This window comes from Butyrivibrio sp. FCS006, from assembly GCF_000424525.1.
Taxonomy (GTDB): domain Bacteria; phylum Bacillota; class Clostridia; order Lachnospirales; family Lachnospiraceae; genus Butyrivibrio.
Genome location: NZ_AUKB01000008.1, coordinates 184814 through 199665, shown reverse-complemented (window position 1 = coordinate 199665; position 14852 = coordinate 184814). Strand labels below are relative to the sequence as shown.

Annotated in this window: 12 protein-coding genes; 3 read left to right on the top strand and 9 right to left on the bottom strand. The window is 44.1% G+C overall.

The window, feature by feature from the left end:
- Positions 1-25 precede the first annotated feature (25 nt).
- The 5 genes from G633_RS0100980 to G633_RS0100960 form a co-directional block, all read right to left on the bottom strand.
- Complete coding sequence (locus tag G633_RS0100980) at positions 26-1231, bottom strand: NADP-dependent isocitrate dehydrogenase (RefSeq protein WP_026518839.1); 1206 nt, start codon at positions 1229-1231, stop codon at positions 26-28.
- Positions 1232-1252: 21 nt separating this feature from the next.
- On the bottom strand, positions 1253-1933 hold the full coding sequence (locus G633_RS0100975) for a GntR family transcriptional regulator (RefSeq protein ID WP_022768810.1): 681 nt from the start codon (positions 1931-1933) through the stop codon (positions 1253-1255).
- Positions 1934-1945: 12 nt separating this feature from the next.
- Complete coding sequence (locus G633_RS0100970) at positions 1946-3379, bottom strand: 2-isopropylmalate synthase (protein WP_022768811.1); 1434 nt, start codon at positions 3377-3379, stop codon at positions 1946-1948.
- A 127-nt stretch (positions 3380-3506) separates the two neighbouring features.
- Positions 3507-5459: an EAL domain-containing protein gene (locus G633_RS0100965; protein ID WP_026518838.1), complete on the bottom strand. Its 1953-nt coding sequence runs from the start codon at positions 5457-5459 to the stop codon at positions 3507-3509.
- 104 nt (positions 5460-5563) lie between these two features.
- The gene (locus G633_RS0100960; RefSeq protein WP_022768814.1) at positions 5564-7654 is read right to left on the bottom strand and encodes an elongation factor G; all 2091 of its coding nucleotides are present in this window, start codon (positions 7652-7654) and stop codon (positions 5564-5566) included.
- Positions 7655-7860: 206 nt separating this feature from the next.
- On the opposite strand from G633_RS0100960, the gene G633_RS0100955 reads away from it, so the two are divergent.
- Both G633_RS0100955 and aroA read left to right on the top strand, forming a co-directional pair.
- Positions 7861-8958, top strand: a complete 1098-nt coding sequence (locus G633_RS0100955) for a prephenate dehydrogenase/arogenate dehydrogenase family protein (RefSeq protein ID WP_026518837.1) — start codon at positions 7861-7863, stop codon at positions 8956-8958.
- A gap of 29 nt (positions 8959-8987) precedes the next feature.
- The gene (aroA, locus tag G633_RS0100950) at positions 8988-10316 is read left to right on the top strand and encodes a 3-phosphoshikimate 1-carboxyvinyltransferase (protein WP_026518836.1); all 1329 of its coding nucleotides are present in this window, start codon (positions 8988-8990) and stop codon (positions 10314-10316) included.
- 37 nt (positions 10317-10353) lie between these two features.
- On the opposite strand, the gene hflC is transcribed toward aroA, so the two are convergent.
- Positions 10354-11229 carry a protease modulator HflC gene (hflC, locus tag G633_RS0100945; protein ID WP_022768818.1) on the bottom strand — a complete coding sequence of 292 codons (876 nt, stop codon included), beginning with the start codon at positions 11227-11229 and terminating at the stop codon, positions 10354-10356.
- A 30-nt stretch (positions 11230-11259) separates the two neighbouring features.
- Entirely contained in the window at positions 11260-12252 is a 993-nt protein-coding gene (hflK, locus tag G633_RS16950; protein WP_022768819.1) for an FtsH protease activity modulator HflK, read from the bottom strand.
- A 184-nt stretch (positions 12253-12436) separates the two neighbouring features.
- On the opposite strand from hflK, the gene G633_RS0100935 reads away from it, so the two are divergent.
- Positions 12437-12685, top strand: coding sequence for a GlsB/YeaQ/YmgE family stress response membrane protein (locus G633_RS0100935; protein ID WP_026512513.1), 249 nt, complete (start codon positions 12437-12439; stop codon positions 12683-12685).
- A 109-nt stretch (positions 12686-12794) separates the two neighbouring features.
- Here the strand turns inward: G633_RS0100935 and G633_RS0100930 are convergent, their stop codons facing one another.
- Positions 12795-13343 carry a putative ABC transporter permease gene (locus G633_RS0100930; RefSeq protein ID WP_026518835.1) on the bottom strand — a complete coding sequence of 183 codons (549 nt, stop codon included), beginning with the start codon at positions 13341-13343 and terminating at the stop codon, positions 12795-12797.
- Between the two features lie 179 nt (positions 13344-13522).
- Positions 13523-14848, bottom strand: coding sequence for a phosphomethylpyrimidine synthase ThiC (gene thiC / locus G633_RS0100925; protein ID WP_026518834.1), 1326 nt, complete (start codon positions 14846-14848; stop codon positions 13523-13525).
- Between the last annotated feature and the right edge of the window lie 4 nt (positions 14849-14852).

Genomic DNA, 14852 nt, shown 5'->3' with positions numbered 1-14852 from the left:
AAAACTATGTCAAGTCATTTACGTCTCAAAGTATAGCATATTCTTCCGCAATTGCATCTAAAAATTCTTCACTTCCGAGTTTTTCAGGATTTGGAAGTGACGTGATGAGGGCAAGATCTCCTGTCATACGTCCTGACTCAATAACAGAAAGTGTTGCCTTCTCCATCTTGTCTGCCCAGTCGCAAAGCTCTTTTATTCCGTCGAGCTCTCCCCTCTTTCTGAGTGCTCCTGTCCAGGCAAATATTGTTGCTACAGGGTTTGTTGATGTAGGCTCACCCTTTAAGTACTTGTAGTAATGTCTCTGAACGGTTCCGTGAGCAGCCTCGTACTCATAAACACCTGTGGGTGATACCAGTACAGAAGTCATCATGGCAAGTGAACCAAAGGCTGATGAAACCATGTCACTCATAACGTCTCCGTCATAGTTCTTGCAAGCCCAGATAAATCCGCCCTTTGACTTCATAACGCGGGCAACAGCGTCATCAATAAGTGTGTAGAAATATGTGATTCCTGCTTCCTCGAAATCCTTCTTGAACTCAGTCTCATATACTTCATCAAAGATCTCTCTGAATCTTCTGTCGTAGGTCTTGCTGATGGTATCCTTTGTTCCGAGCCAGAGCTCTTTCTTCTCAGCCAGAGCATATTTAAAGCATGCTCTTGCGAAGCTCCTGATTGAAGCGTCCTTGTTGTGGATACCCTGAATGATTCCGGGCTCCTTGAACTCCTCGATGGTCTCTCTTATTACTTTTCCGTCATCGCCAGTAAATACAAGCTCTGCTTTACCCGGTCCGGGGACTCTGATCTCTACATTCTTGTAAACATCGCCGTAAGCGTGTCTTGCAAGAGTAATAGGCTTCTCCCAGGTTCTTACATTGGGCTCTATTCCCTTAACCATGATAGGTGTGCGGAAAACAGTACCGTCAAGGATTGCCCTTATGGTTCCGTTAGGGCTCTTCCACATCTTCTTAAGGTCGTATTCCTTAACTCTCTCGTTATTTGGAGTAATGGTTGCGCATTTAACAGCAACTCCGTATTTGAGGGTTGCATTGGCTGAATCTACCGTAACCTGGTCATCAGTCTCATCTCTGTGCTTAAGACCAAGGTCGTAGTACTCGCTCTTTAAATCAATGTGTGGGAGAATAAGCTTGTCCTTGATCATCTGCCAAAGGACTCTTGTCATCTCATCTCCATCCATCTCAACAATGGGTGTTGTCATCTGAATCTTGCTCATTAGGCTAATCTCCTTTTTGTTTTATTCATACATATCAAGAAGCCCGTGATCAACCATGTTGTCATAGGCGTTGATCATGTGCTGGTTTGCAAGCTCCTCTGCCTTATCGGGATTTTTCTCCCTGATAGCTTCCATTATATACTTGTGCTCGACATTAGAAACTGCACCACGGCTGCTGGAAAGGGTCTTTTGCCTTACTCTCCAGACATACTGATGGTAGTCCTTAAGGAGGTGCTCAAGCATCTTAGAGCCTGATGCCTCGTAGAGGATTGTGTGGAATCTGTTATCGAGCTCTGCCATCTGCTCCATGTGGCCTCTGGCAGCATGGAATTCAGCAAGATAGATGTTCTCCTCCATCTCCTCAAGCTGTTCCTTGGTTATGTTCTCACATGCCCATCTTGCACATAATCCCTCAAGCTTGGACCTGATCATATAGATGTCCTGGATGTCTTTTACCTTGATACCGGTAACGTAGGCTCCTCTGTTGGGGATGATCGTGATGAGTCCCTCAAGCTCAAGCTGTCTGAAGGCCTCTCTTACAGGAGTTCTTGATACACCAAGCTCCTGACCGATGGCAACTTCCTTAAGTTCCTCATGATCCTTGTATTTACCGTTTAAGATATCTTCCCTGATCCTGTGAAATACACGGCCTCTAAGTGAGTACTTATCCGTGACTTCCTGCTTTAAATCATGATTCTCCATATCTTTTTGTGATCACGCTTTTGCGACCACTTCTCCTTCCTTAACAACTATACCGAGCTCATTTCCAACTTCTTCTATCTTCTTTACAAGCTCACCATCAGTCATAACAGTTACTCTTCCGCCTGCATACTCTGCATCAACCCATTCCTTGACCTTCAGAACAAGTGGTGACTGCTTATTAAGAGCATGGTCATCCTTGAGCTTGTAGTGAATGTTGATCCAGTGGGCGATTCCTGCAAGACCGGAAGTATTGGAAACAGCACTTACAGGAGGTCTTCTGAGGAACTTCTCGGTATCGAATATGTTGTAGATCTCCTCGTTCTTTAAAAGACCGTCTGCATGAATTCCGGCTCTTGTAACATTGAAGTTCTTGCCTACAAAAGGAGTGTTGGCAGGAACTGTAAAGCCTATCTCTTTCTCATAATACTCAGCAAGGTCTGTGATGACCTGAGTGTTCATACCATTTAAGTGACCCTTGAGCTGTGCATACTCAAATACCATAGCCTCAAGAGGTGTGTTACCTGTTCTCTCACCGATACCAAACAGTGAAGTGTTGACTGAGCAGCAGCCATAGAGCCAGGCTGTTGTGGAGTTTGTAACGGCCTTATAGAAGTCGTTGTGTCCGTGCCACTCGATGAGCTCACTTGGAACCGAAGCGTTGGTATTGATGGCATAGATGATACCCTGTACGCTTCTTGGAATAACAGCACCGGGATAGTTTACGCCATAGCCCATGGTATCGCAGGCTCTTACCTTGATAGGAATCTGATACTCATCCTTGAGCTTCATAAGCTCGATACAGAAAGGCACAACAAAGCCGTAGATATCAGCTCTTGTGATATCCTCCAGATGGCATCTTGGGCTTATACCCTCTTCAAGACAGCTCTTTACAATACTAAGATAATGGTCTAGCGCCTGTCTTCTAGTCATTTTAAGTTTAAGGAAAATGTGATAGTCAGAGCAGGATACCAGGATTCCTGTTTCCTTCATGCCGATCTCTTTTACCAGCTTGAAGTCCTCCTGGCTGGCACGGATCCAGCTGGTTACCTCAGGGAACTTATATCCCCTCTCCATACACTTAACAGCTGCATCTCTGTCGCTCTTACTATATAAAAAGAACTCGCTCTGCCTTATCATTCCGTTAGGGCCGCCCAGTTCATGAAAATAGTCATATATTCTTACAATCTGCTCAGTGGTATAAGGAGCTCTTGACTGCTGTCCATCACGGAAAGTAGTGTCTGTGATCCATATATCCTTGGGCATATTATGGGGAACAATTCTGTCGTTGAAAGGAATCTTCGGAACTTCCTCATAAGGGAACATGTTTCTGAAAACATTCGGCTTTGCTACATCGTCAAGAATATACATGTGCTCCTCGATCTGAAGCAGATTATTCTTGTCATTCATAGTTACCGGCCGATTTTGGAAAGTACTCTGATCACTCATAACAAAACCTCACATGCAAATTGTCTTTTGCGTATAATTGTATACAATCATACCATCCATGTCAAGATTTCGTACACTGCAATAAAAAAGCGGCTTCCATATGGAAACCGCTTGAATTCTGATAATTTTAAAATGCATTCTTTCTGGCAAAGTACTTTTTGAGATCCTCGATAGGGCCGGGTTTAGCGTAGTGATAGCCCTGTATATACTCAAAACCTCTGTTAACGGAATATTGATTCTGCGACTCGTCTTCTACACCCTCTATCAGTGTGATAAAGCCATTTTTTTTGAGAACTTCTATCATATAAGAAAGAATATCATCCATTCTGTCATCATCAAGTGACTTGTAGAGAATTGTCTTATCGAATTTAATGGTCTTAACCGGGCAGTTCATGATTCTCTCAAGAGATGAATAGCCTGTTCCAAAGTCGTCAAGATAGAGCTGGATTCCTTCCTGATTGAGTATCCTCATGTTGTCATTTGCCTTTTCGTAATTCTCGAACATGGCCGTCTCGGTGATTTCCATCCTGATCTTTGAGGTATCAATGTCGTATCTTTCAATAATCTCCAGGTAGTCCTGATACATTGTACTGTGAGAAAGCTCTTTTGACGAAACATTGATGGAAATGGCATCGAAATCGTAGTACTCGGAGAGACTCTCAATCACCTTGCAGACCTTGTTAAGGATAATACAGGTCAAGGCATGTACACATCCGCCGTTCTCGGCAATCGGAATGAACTTATCAGGTGTGTATATCTTATCGCCGACTTTAAGCCTCATTAGAGCTTCAGCTACTCTGAATGCCCCATCTTCAACACTGTAAATGGGCTGCGCATATACCATTACTCTCTCATCATCCAGATCAAACCTGTTTCTGATATCCTTAAGAGCACTGGTTACCTGATATACTTCCTCAAAGTTGAGGAAATCCTCAGGTTTAACTACATAGAAGTAGCTGTTGTTCTGCTCATGGAATTTCACATTTATAATGTGCTCATTCATCTCCCTGATCTTCATTGGACTATCAAATTCAGGCGAAATTTCCTCAGTGATCAGTATGTAATTAAATGGCACCTTGATCTCAGCCTTTACACCATCATAGACCCCACGGATCTGATCAGCATATTTTAAGGCCTGCTTTTCATCGCTGCAGTCGATGACGTTTACGAACTTTTCATTTTCAAGCCTGTACATTGTCACTTTAGGACTTATTCCCTCAATAGCTCTGCATGCATTAAGCCCTATGTACATGATCTCATCGTCATCCTCGTTGATGAAATTATCGGCAGTAGGCATTCTGAATTCTGCGTACATGAGGTAGAACTTCTTTCTACCGATATTCTTCTTAAGGAATTCATCAAGAGCATTTACACTGTTGCATCCACTCTGCTCGTCATAAGGAATGTTATGGAACAAGAGAAATGCCAGGGTAAATACAGGAACATAAGTCAGTCCGCTGAATACCGTATGGTTAGTACTTATGCAGAATATCTGTGCGCACAGAATAATGATCTCCACCGGCACGATAATACATACCGTGTGCCAGATAACCCTCGAAATATGACTCCTGTTAGTTACCGAAGCATAAAAGCAGATGATACATGTTACCATTCCGGCCACACAGTAAAACCTTGTGAAATGCGAAATATCAACGCCTTCAAGTGTCATTTCATAAAGTCCGCTAGCGACAATATCAACAATAAGAGCAATGACATAAACAGCAGACAGAGCCGTATACATCAGTATAAACTCTTTACGCTGCCTACGCCTTAGGATAGACATCATATTTACATATGAAAAGATATGATACAAAACCCCGTTATATATCAGCGTAAATAGAATGAGAAGCGACATAAAAAGCGTTGGGTTAAAAGATTCTCCCGCTTTATTTGCCAATCTCAGGATAGTTATCTGCAGAATAATAGCAACGATTGACCAGATATTGCCCCTGAAAATATACCTGTAAACATAGGTTTTTCTGGGCTTGGTATAGAGCATGACAAACAAAAGAAGGCCTGCCAGAAGCAGACTTGCATATTCACCTATTGCATTATAGATAATGATCGAATCCGTATACATGTTATAATTTTATCACAAATTCGTATATCGTTTAATTAAACTATTATTAAATATAAGAAAAAACTCCTCCGGAAATCCGGAGGAGTTTAATAGTTTTATGCTTATTACTCTTCTGAGTTTGCTGCTGCAACCTTATCTGCTCTGTCGGCAACTTCCTTAGCCTGAACATCTGAAGGAGCCTGCTCATATCTTGCGAATTCATACTCGAAATCGCCTGCGCCACCGGTCATGGAGCGGAGCTGTGTGCAGTATCCGTAGAGTTCCATCATAGGAACCTCAGCCTCGATAACCTGCTTGCCTGTAAGGGAAGGATTCATTCCAAGAACTCTTCCTCTTCTCTTGTTGAGGTCACCCATAACGTCGCCGGTGAAGCTGTCAGGTACTGTAACCTTAAGAGAAACGATAGGCTCAAGGAGAACAGGTGATGCTTCCATGAAGCCCTTCTTGAAGGCACCTGAAGCTGCAACCTTAAATGCCATTTCGGAAGAATCTACAGGGTGATATGATCCGTCGTAGAGAACAGCCTTAACGCCTACTACAGGGTAAGCTGCCAGAGGTCCTCTAAGAACTGACTCTGCAAGACCTTTCTCAACTGCAGGGAAGTAGTTCTTCGGAACTGCTCCACCTACAACTTCCTGCTCGAATACATAAGGTGTAAGCGGATCGCCTGATGGCTCAAAGCGCATCTTAACGTGTCCGTACTGTCCGTGTCCACCGGTCTGCTTCTTGTACTTGTACTCTACGTCAGAGTTCTTGCGGATAGTCTCTCTGAAAGCTACCTTAGGCTTGGTGAGGTCGATGTTAACCTTGTATACATTAGCCAGCTTGGACTGGATAACTTCCAGGTGCATATCGCCCATACCATAAAGGAGAGTCTGACGGTTCTCAGCATCGTTGACAACCTTAAGTGTCTGATCCTCAGCTGAAAGCTTAGCCAGTGACTGTGCGATCTTGTCGATATCAGCCTTGTTCTGAGCGTGGTATCTCATGTATGTGTAAGGCTGTGAAATATCCATCTTAGCGTACTGAATAGGATTTGCTTTTGTTGAAAGAGTATCACCTGTTGCAATATCAAGCTTCTGGAGAGCTCCGAGGTCACCTGCGTGAAGCTCTGAAACTTCAGTTGCCTTGTTGCCCTGAAGCACATAGAGCTTACCAAGCTTAACATCTACGTCCTTGCCTGCGATGAACATCTGATCATCGGGCTTAAGGACACCTGAACGAACCTTGATAAGTGAGTACTTACCGATGAAAGGATCGATCATGGTCTTGAATACGAAGGCTGTCTTAGGCTTACTGAAGTCGAAGTCAGCTTCGAAAATCTCATTTGTATTGGTATTGATGCCGGCCATCTTGCGGTTCTCAGGGCTAGGCATGTACTTAACGATATCATCAAGGACTGTGTAGATACCCTGGCAGAGAGTGGAGGATCCCATCTCGATAGGAACGATTGATCCGTCGCAAACGTTACTTCTTGCTGCTGCTCTGATCTCAGCCTCAGAGAATGTATCTCCGTTGAAGTATCTGTCCATGAATTCCTCAGATGTCTCAGCAACGGTCTCAATAAGAGTATCTCTAAAGAGCTTAAGGTTAGCCTCGTTGTACTCGGGAACAGGACACTCAACAACTTCCTTACCTTCCCATCTAAAGCCCTTCTCCTGTATTACGTTAACATATCCGACAAATTTCTCGTTCTCACGGATAGGGAGATTGAAAGGAGCCATCTTCTTGCCATACTTGTCAGTGAGGTCCTGTACAACCTGTCTGTAAGAAACATCGTCGATATCCATATCTGCTACAAAGAACATACGCGGAATCTTATACTTCTCACAAAGATCCCATGCTCTCTCTGTTCCAACTTCTATTCCGGCCTTACCTGATACAACGATGATAGCTGCATCGGCAACGCTGATAGCCTCTTCTACTTCACCAACGAAGTCGAAGAATCCGGGAGTATCCAGCAAATTGATCTTGTGTCCGTCCCACTCCAGAGGAATGGTTGTTGTGCTGATAGAAAAATGTCTCTTCTGCTCTTCCTTATCAAAGTCGCTTAAGGTGTTTCCGTCCTCAACCTTTCCCATACGGGAAGTGATTCCTGCAAGATAAGCCATTGCTTCTGCGAGTGTGGTCTTACCTGCACCGCCATGCCCCAACAGCACCACGTTACGAATCTTGTCAGTAGTGTAAACGTTCATATCTAATCCTCCAGTCTGGATATTTTGGGTAAAATGTATGAGATATGATACAGGTCCCCAAGAAAATCATATAACCATTTTACTAAAAAAGTGTTTCCAAAACAAGTATAATAGGCAGTTTTGCACAAATATAATTGAGTTGATTTTCTCGCTTTAAAGTGATATAGTGTTAAGCGAACTCTATTTATAATAGGAGGACTTTTTTCATGGACTTTAAGACCTATGGATTCATAGGACTGGGCCTTATAGGCGGTTCAATCGCACGTGCAATTAAGGCTAACACTCCGGAATCCAGGATCATGGCATATACACCCCACAGGGCAACTGTGGATGCAGCTTTTGATGAAGGCATCGTGGATCTTCCACTGGATGCCATAGGAGAAGACTTCCGCAGCTGCGATTACATCTTTTTATGCGCTCCCGTCGAAGTAAATAACTGGAATCTCGAATCTCTTTTACCCTATATTGACCCTAAGACTACCATCACAGATATTGGAAGCGTCAAGACCAGTATTCATGAGAAGGTAAAAGAGCTCTCGCTGGAGGCTCAGTTTATCGGCGGACATCCCATGGCCGGAACAGAGCGAATAGGCTACGGCAATTCAAAGGCATCTCTTTTGGAAAATGCCTACTACATTCTTACAAAAACTGATAAGACAGATGAAAAGAGATTATCCGACTACGTTGAGCTTGTAAGGACAATCGGTGCCATTCCGCTGGTAGTGCCCTATCTTCAGCACGACTACGCAACAGCTGCGATCAGCCACGTTCCGCATGTCATCTCAGCGTCACTTGTCAATCTGGTAAAAGACAACGACACTGAGGATCACCTGCTTAAGACCATAGCAGCCGGAGGATTTAAGGATATTACAAGAATATCCTCATCATCTCCTGTCATGTGGAATCAGATCTGTACCACCAACAAGGAGAATATTTCATCACTGCTTAGCAGCTATATTGATGCCCTCTGCGATATCAAGCTTGCCATAGATGAAAAGGACGAGGACAAGATCCTTGACTTCTTTACATCCGCAAGAGAATACAGAGAGTCCTTCAGTGACCTATCATCAGGTCCTATCAAGAAGGTATATCGCATCAAGGTGGAAATCGACGATAAGCCCGGTAACCTTGCCCGGGTTGCTACTCTTTTGTCCGATAACAACATCAATATTAAGAACATCGGTATCGTACACAACAGAGAATATGAACGCGGTACTCTTCGCATAGAGTTCCACGATGAAGCCGGCCTTGATAAAGCCCAGGAAATACTTGCAAAAGGCGGCTATACCATTTACACCAAGTAGAGAGCACACTTACACGGAGAGAACAGACTATGATAGCATTGGAAAAAGCTACAAAGCCCTTAAAAGGTGATATTTTCGTTCCCGGGGACAAATCCATTTCCCACAGGAGCATCATGTTTGGTGCCATATCAAAAGGCACAACTGAGGTAACAGGCTTTCTTGAAAGCGCTGACTGCCTCTCAACAATCGATTGTTTTAAAAAGCTGGGTGTCGAGATTGAGCATACCGTAAGGCCTACCCACGGAGTTCCTACCATAACCGTTCACGGAAAAGGACTTCACGGTCTTAAGAAGCCCGACTCCACTCTCTATACAGGAAACAGCGGAACCACAACAAGACTCATGTCAGGAATTTTAGCTGCTCAGCCCTTCGACTCCATGATCACCGGAGATATGTCCATAGAGAAAAGACCTATGGCCAGGATCATGAAGCCTTTGACCAGCATGGGCGCTGAAGTTGTTTCCGTCATGGGAAACGGCTGCGCTCCTCTTGCCTTCACAGGCGGGAAAACGCTGCGCGGTATAAACTACCACAGCCCCGTTGCTTCAGCCCAGATCAAATCCTGCATCATGCTTGCAGGTCTTTACGCTGAGGGCGACAGTGTCGTATATGAGCCTGCTCTTTCCAGAAACCACACGGAAATAATGCTCGCTTCCTTCGGTGCAGACATCCACAACGAAGTCGCAAGAGACGGAAGTGCTGTAGCAATACTCCACCCCGGAATGCCACTTGTCGGACGAAAGGTAAACGTACCGGGAGATATTTCCTCCGCTGCTTACTTTATCGTTGCAGCTCTTATGGTTCCCGGATCAGAAATCCTCATTAGAAATGTTGGAATAAACAAGACAAGGGCAGGTATTCTGAATGTCCTTGATCAGATGGGTGCTGATATTACTCTTCTCAATGTGGATGAGTCCTCAGAGCCCAAGGCAGATATCCTTATCAAATACTCGGAGCTCCATGGCAATGAGAACAATCAGTTCATCATCAGTGGAAAAGAGATCCCGACCATGATAGACGAACTTCCTATAGTCGCAGTACTTGCTGCTACCGGAAACTTCGACACCATAATAAAAGATGCTGCCGAGCTTAAGGTTAAGGAATCAAACAGAATTGACACTGTGGTAGAGGGACTTCGTAGCATGGGATGTGACATAGAAGCCACAGATGACGGAATGATAATCCACGGAGGTAAGCCACTTAAGGGAGCAGATATAAACTGTCACAGCGACCACAGGATTGCAATGAGTTTTGCCATCGCATCTCTTGCAGCAACCGGAACCACCAGGATATTGGATGATGAATGCGTCGGCATTTCTTATCCGACCTTCTTTAAAGACTTACAGGGACTGCTTTAAAAGCAGCCCCTGTTTTTTATTACTGTATTTATGTCTATCAATGATTCATGTAGAACATTCTTGCAAGCTCTGAGTTCTTATCAAGGATAATGGTCTTTTCACCATTTCCGAGAGACTCCTTGAATGCATCAAGTGATCTTACATAGTTGTAGAACTCTGACTTCTCGGGTGTGTTGTATGCCTCGGAGAGAGTCTTCATATACTCAGCTTCTCCTTCACCGGCAAGCTTAGCTGCGCTCTTCTCGGCATCTGCCTTAAGGATTGCAACCTTCTTGTCTGTCTCGTTCTTGATCTTCTGAGCTTCAGCTGCACCTTCAGCCTGATAGGAAGCTGCGATGTTGTTACGCTCTGAGATCATTCTTTCGTATACTGCTGCCCTGTTATCATCAGGAAGGTCAAGTGCCTTGATCTCAGCCTTTACGATCTCGATACCATATCCTGACATATCTGAATTGGCATCAGCTGTAATAAGGTTTGTAAGAACCTCACCTCTTGACTCAATAACTTCGTCCTGAGTCATGGATGAAATAGCAGTCTTGGTTGCGTTGTAAACTGCTGCCTCAATTCTCTCCTGAGCTCTTGCATCAAGAGCATTTAGTGACTGAATGTACTTAACCGGGTCAACAACCTTCCAAAGTACATATGTATCTGTGATCATGGACTTTTTGTCCTTGGTGATAACATCGGATGCAGGAATATCATAGATCTTGGTAGCAGCACTGATGCGCTGTGTTGTCTGTACAAACGGTGTTATCATGTTAAGTCCGGGCTGTGATTCAACCTTTACGATCTTACCGAACTGTCTTACTGCAACATATTCTTTCTGGTGAACTGTGTATAATGAGTTGCCCAGAATGATAAGTGCAGCAATTATTATAATAGTAATAATTGTTCCTGTTACTTTCTTCTTCATAGTCTTTTCCCTCAACTTTCACATGCTCTATCAGTTACCGGTGCTCTCTGAACTATCAGCTGTTACTGTAGTCGTTGTTCCTGCTACACCTGTGGTAAAACTCTCAAGCGGAAGCATCTGCTGAGTGCTGCCGTCTGTAATGATTACCTTGGCGCCCGGAAGAACATTTTCCATAGCCTCATAGAACATTCTCTGTTTGGTGATCAGAGGGTATTTGCTGTATTCTTCAAAAATGCTGTTAAACTTGGCTGCCTCACCTTCTGCTTCTGCAATTCTGGCTGCCTTCTGTGCTTCTGCATTCTGAATGATCCTGTCCGCCTCAGCCTCTGCTGCCGGAACCTGCTCACTCTGGTACTTCTTGGCATTGTTAACAGCTGTCTCTTTTCCCTGCTTAGCAGTCTCAACGGCCTTGAAAGCCTGCTTGATCTCATCTGTCGGAGGCTCAGCATCCTGTACTGTAAGGTTTACTACAGTAAGTCCGACCTCTTCTTCCTGAAGAGCCTTGGCAAGTCTTTCTTTTGCCTCTGCCTGGATCTGGCCTTTGGCTGTTGTAATGACTTCATCTACAGGATAGTCAATTACGGTTGAACGAATGCTTGCAAGAGCAATGTTCTTCATAATGCTCTCAGGACTGTTGGTGTTGTAGATATATGCCACAGGATCGCTGACTTTGTATTCGAGATAGAAATCAATATCAACGAAGTTAAAGTCCGATGTGATCATTATTCCCTCATCGTCGATAGTGATGTTCTGTCCGTTTCCATCCAGCGCATATCCGATTCCGATACCGTGGGTTGTCATATCAACCTTGTGTACTTTCTGGATAAACGGAATCTTGAAGTAGAGTCCTGCGGAGTTGGTCTGTACAACCTTGCCGAACTGTGTGACAACAGCCTGCTCCTGCTCACTTACGTTGTAGAAAGAACCCATAACTACCGAAAGAATAAATATTATCAGTATTCCCAGTAATATGTTCTTTCCAAGTTTGGATGCATCAAATTCTCTTTTTGGTTTAAGATTCATAACACTTCCTCCTCTATATAAAACATCCATCTGAATATAGCATAATGATAGCACCCGTGCCAAGCCTGATACAGAACGTTGTTGGCGAATTAGTATGTGCTATCTTGCAGTTTTGTTATTTATTTCGCAATCCTTTTTTGATATACTAAGTCCTGAAAATAAGTATTTCGAAAGGGGATTAATTATGTTTAATGGACTTGGTCTTATTACAGGACTTATTGTTGGAGCAATCGCAGGATGGCTTGCAGGCAAAATCATGAATAACGAGGGCAGCCTTCTCAGAAACATCATTCTTGGTGTTGTGGGTGGTTTTGTAGGAAACCTCGTACTTGGTCTTCTGAATATTCATGGATCAGGAATCCTTGCAGGTTTAATATTCGCTGTTATCGGATCCTGCATCGTTATCTTTGCCGGTTCTAAGCTCCTTAAGTAAAAAACATAAAGCAGCCCGGAAGTCACTTGGCTTTCGGGCTGTTTTTTATGTTATCTGATCGTATTTATCATGTAGTTAAATCTTCTTCCCTTCATACATTTCGCCTCTTTTATCCCTTAAAGTTGGGGCCAAGCCATATACGGCAGATCAGATCCACAATAAACAGCGCAAATACCGCAATAAAGATAATATTATGGATGCGATTGTCTTTGTACTTGTTCTGAAACTTTACAATAGCCGGATGTATAACGCATATTGCCAGGCAGATGAGCAGGCCAAACATCAGACTTGGAACCAGCGCAACCCTTCCTTTATAATTCATGAAGTATGTGGAATAGTTCCAGGTGAATCCGCCAACAGTCTTGTCCATGATGTAGCTTGCGATCAATTCTGCTATCGTAGCTATCAGGCCTCCGACAATAAATACCGTCCAGGGCTTTTTGATCTTAAGCAGTCTGAATATGCCAAGGATAATGAAGAATCCGATTCCGTAAATAGGAAGCCACGGCCCAAATAATGTTCCTCTGTTCAGGAATCCTCTGCGATGATATATCACATCGCACCATATAGACTCATACAGCCATCCTCCGAAGCAATATATCAGAAAGTATTCAATATAGTCCCGAATAACATACCGGTTTCTGATCCAGTCCTTCATATCTTCCTCACCCCCGACTATTAGCCATTACACATTCTACTATGATAGCATTTTCTACGCCCATCGAGTACTTTTTCTGATATATATAGAAAATCGCATGCATAACATTTCTCAGACATAACAACTACCTGTCAATGCGTCTTTTGTGATGCCCCCCAACCCCCAGGGGCGATGGCTGATTACAGGATATCTATATACTCTCCGGCAAGCGCCTTGTTCATGCTTCGTACAGCGCAGAACTTACCGCACATGCTGCAGGTATCGCTGTGGTCATCCTCAGGCGCTCTGCTATCTCTTATAGCCTTGGCTGTAGCTGGGTCAAGTGCCTCCAGCCACTGTGCATCCCAGTCAAGGTTTCTTCTGGCCTTAGCCATGCGATCATCTCTGTCTCTTGCTCCGGGGATTCCTTTTGCAATATCCGCTGCGTGGGCTGCAATCTTACTGGCTATGATTCCCTGATGTACGTCATCCACGTTAGGCAGAGCAAGGTGCTCTGCGGGAGTTACATAGCACAAAAATGCTGCTCCGGAAGCAGCTGCGATAGCTCCGCCAATTGCTGCCGTGATGTGATCATATCCCGGTGCTATGTCTGTCACAAGAGGTCCAAGAACATAGAAAGGAGCTCCCTTGCAGATAGTCTGCTGTATCTTCATGTTAGCTTCTATTTGATCCATAGGCACATGTCCCGGACCTTCCACCATAACCTGAACATCTCTTGCCCATGCCCTCTCTGTAAGTTCGCCAAGCCTTATAAGTTCCTCTATCTGACATCTGTCTGTTGCATCGGCAAGACATCCCGGACGGCATGCATCGCCAAGGCTTATGGTCACATCGTGTTCTCTGCATATCTCAAGAATCTCATCATAATACTCGTAGAATGGATTCTCCTGTCCTGTCATTGCCATCCATGCAAATACAAGACTTCCTCCACGGCTTACAATGTTCATCTCTCTCTTGCCGTTTTTTATCTGCTCTATGGTATTTCTGCTTATTCCGCAGTGAAGGGTAACAAAATCTACACCATCCTCTGCATGGAGTCTGACAACGTCCACAAAATCCTTTGCTGTCAGGGTTGCAAGATCTCTTTTGTAATGTATGACTGAATCATAGATAGGCACAGTACCTATCATCGCAGGGCATGATGAACAAAGCTTTTGTCTAAATGGCTGTGTGTCGCCGTGGCTTGAGAGATCCATGATAGCCTCAGCCCCCATGTCTACTGCCTTCATTACCTTCTTCATCTCTACGTCCAAGTCCTTACAGTCTCTGCTCACGCCAAGATTTACGTTGATCTTGGTCTTTAGCATACTTCCGACTCCGTTGGGATCAAGGCCTTTATGATTCGGATTTGCGGGGATAACTACTTTCCCCTCCGCAACCATCTGCCTGATAAATTCAGTATCTCTGTTTTCCTTTTCTGCCACCACCTTCATTTCAGGCGTCACTATGCCTTTTCTGGCAGCCTCCATCTGTGTGGAATAAGGTCTTTCATTAACTAAGTTCATACGC

What these genes read in the sequence shown, in the direction of transcription:
- G633_RS0100955 (WP_026518837.1), top strand. Translation starts at nt 7,861, where the DNA reads ATGGACTTTAAGACCTATGGATTCATAGGACTGGGCCTTATAGGCGGT.
- G633_RS0100975 (WP_022768810.1), bottom strand. Translation starts at nt 1,933, where the DNA reads ATGGAGAATCATGATTTAAAGCAGGAAGTCACGGATAAGTACTCACTT.
- thiC (WP_026518834.1), bottom strand. Translation starts at nt 14,848, where the DNA reads ATGAACTTAGTTAATGAAAGACCTTATTCCACACAGATGGAGGCTGCC.
- aroA (WP_026518836.1), top strand. Translation starts at nt 8,988, where the DNA reads ATGATAGCATTGGAAAAAGCTACAAAGCCCTTAAAAGGTGATATTTTC.
- G633_RS0100960 (WP_022768814.1), bottom strand. Translation starts at nt 7,654, where the DNA reads ATGAACGTTTACACTACTGACAAGATTCGTAACGTGGTGCTGTTGGGG.
- hflK (WP_022768819.1), bottom strand. Translation starts at nt 12,252, where the DNA reads ATGAATCTTAAACCAAAAAGAGAATTTGATGCATCCAAACTTGGAAAG.
- G633_RS0100935 (WP_026512513.1), top strand. Translation starts at nt 12,437, where the DNA reads ATGTTTAATGGACTTGGTCTTATTACAGGACTTATTGTTGGAGCAATC.
- G633_RS0100970 (WP_022768811.1), bottom strand. Translation starts at nt 3,379, where the DNA reads ATGAGTGATCAGAGTACTTTCCAAAATCGGCCGGTAACTATGAATGAC.
- G633_RS0100965 (WP_026518838.1), bottom strand. Translation starts at nt 5,459, where the DNA reads ATGTATACGGATTCGATCATTATCTATAATGCAATAGGTGAATATGCA.
- G633_RS0100980 (WP_026518839.1), bottom strand. Translation starts at nt 1,231, where the DNA reads ATGAGCAAGATTCAGATGACAACACCCATTGTTGAGATGGATGGAGAT.
- hflC (WP_022768818.1), bottom strand. Translation starts at nt 11,229, where the DNA reads ATGAAGAAGAAAGTAACAGGAACAATTATTACTATTATAATAATTGCT.
- G633_RS0100930 (WP_026518835.1), bottom strand. Translation starts at nt 13,343, where the DNA reads ATGAAGGACTGGATCAGAAACCGGTATGTTATTCGGGACTATATTGAA.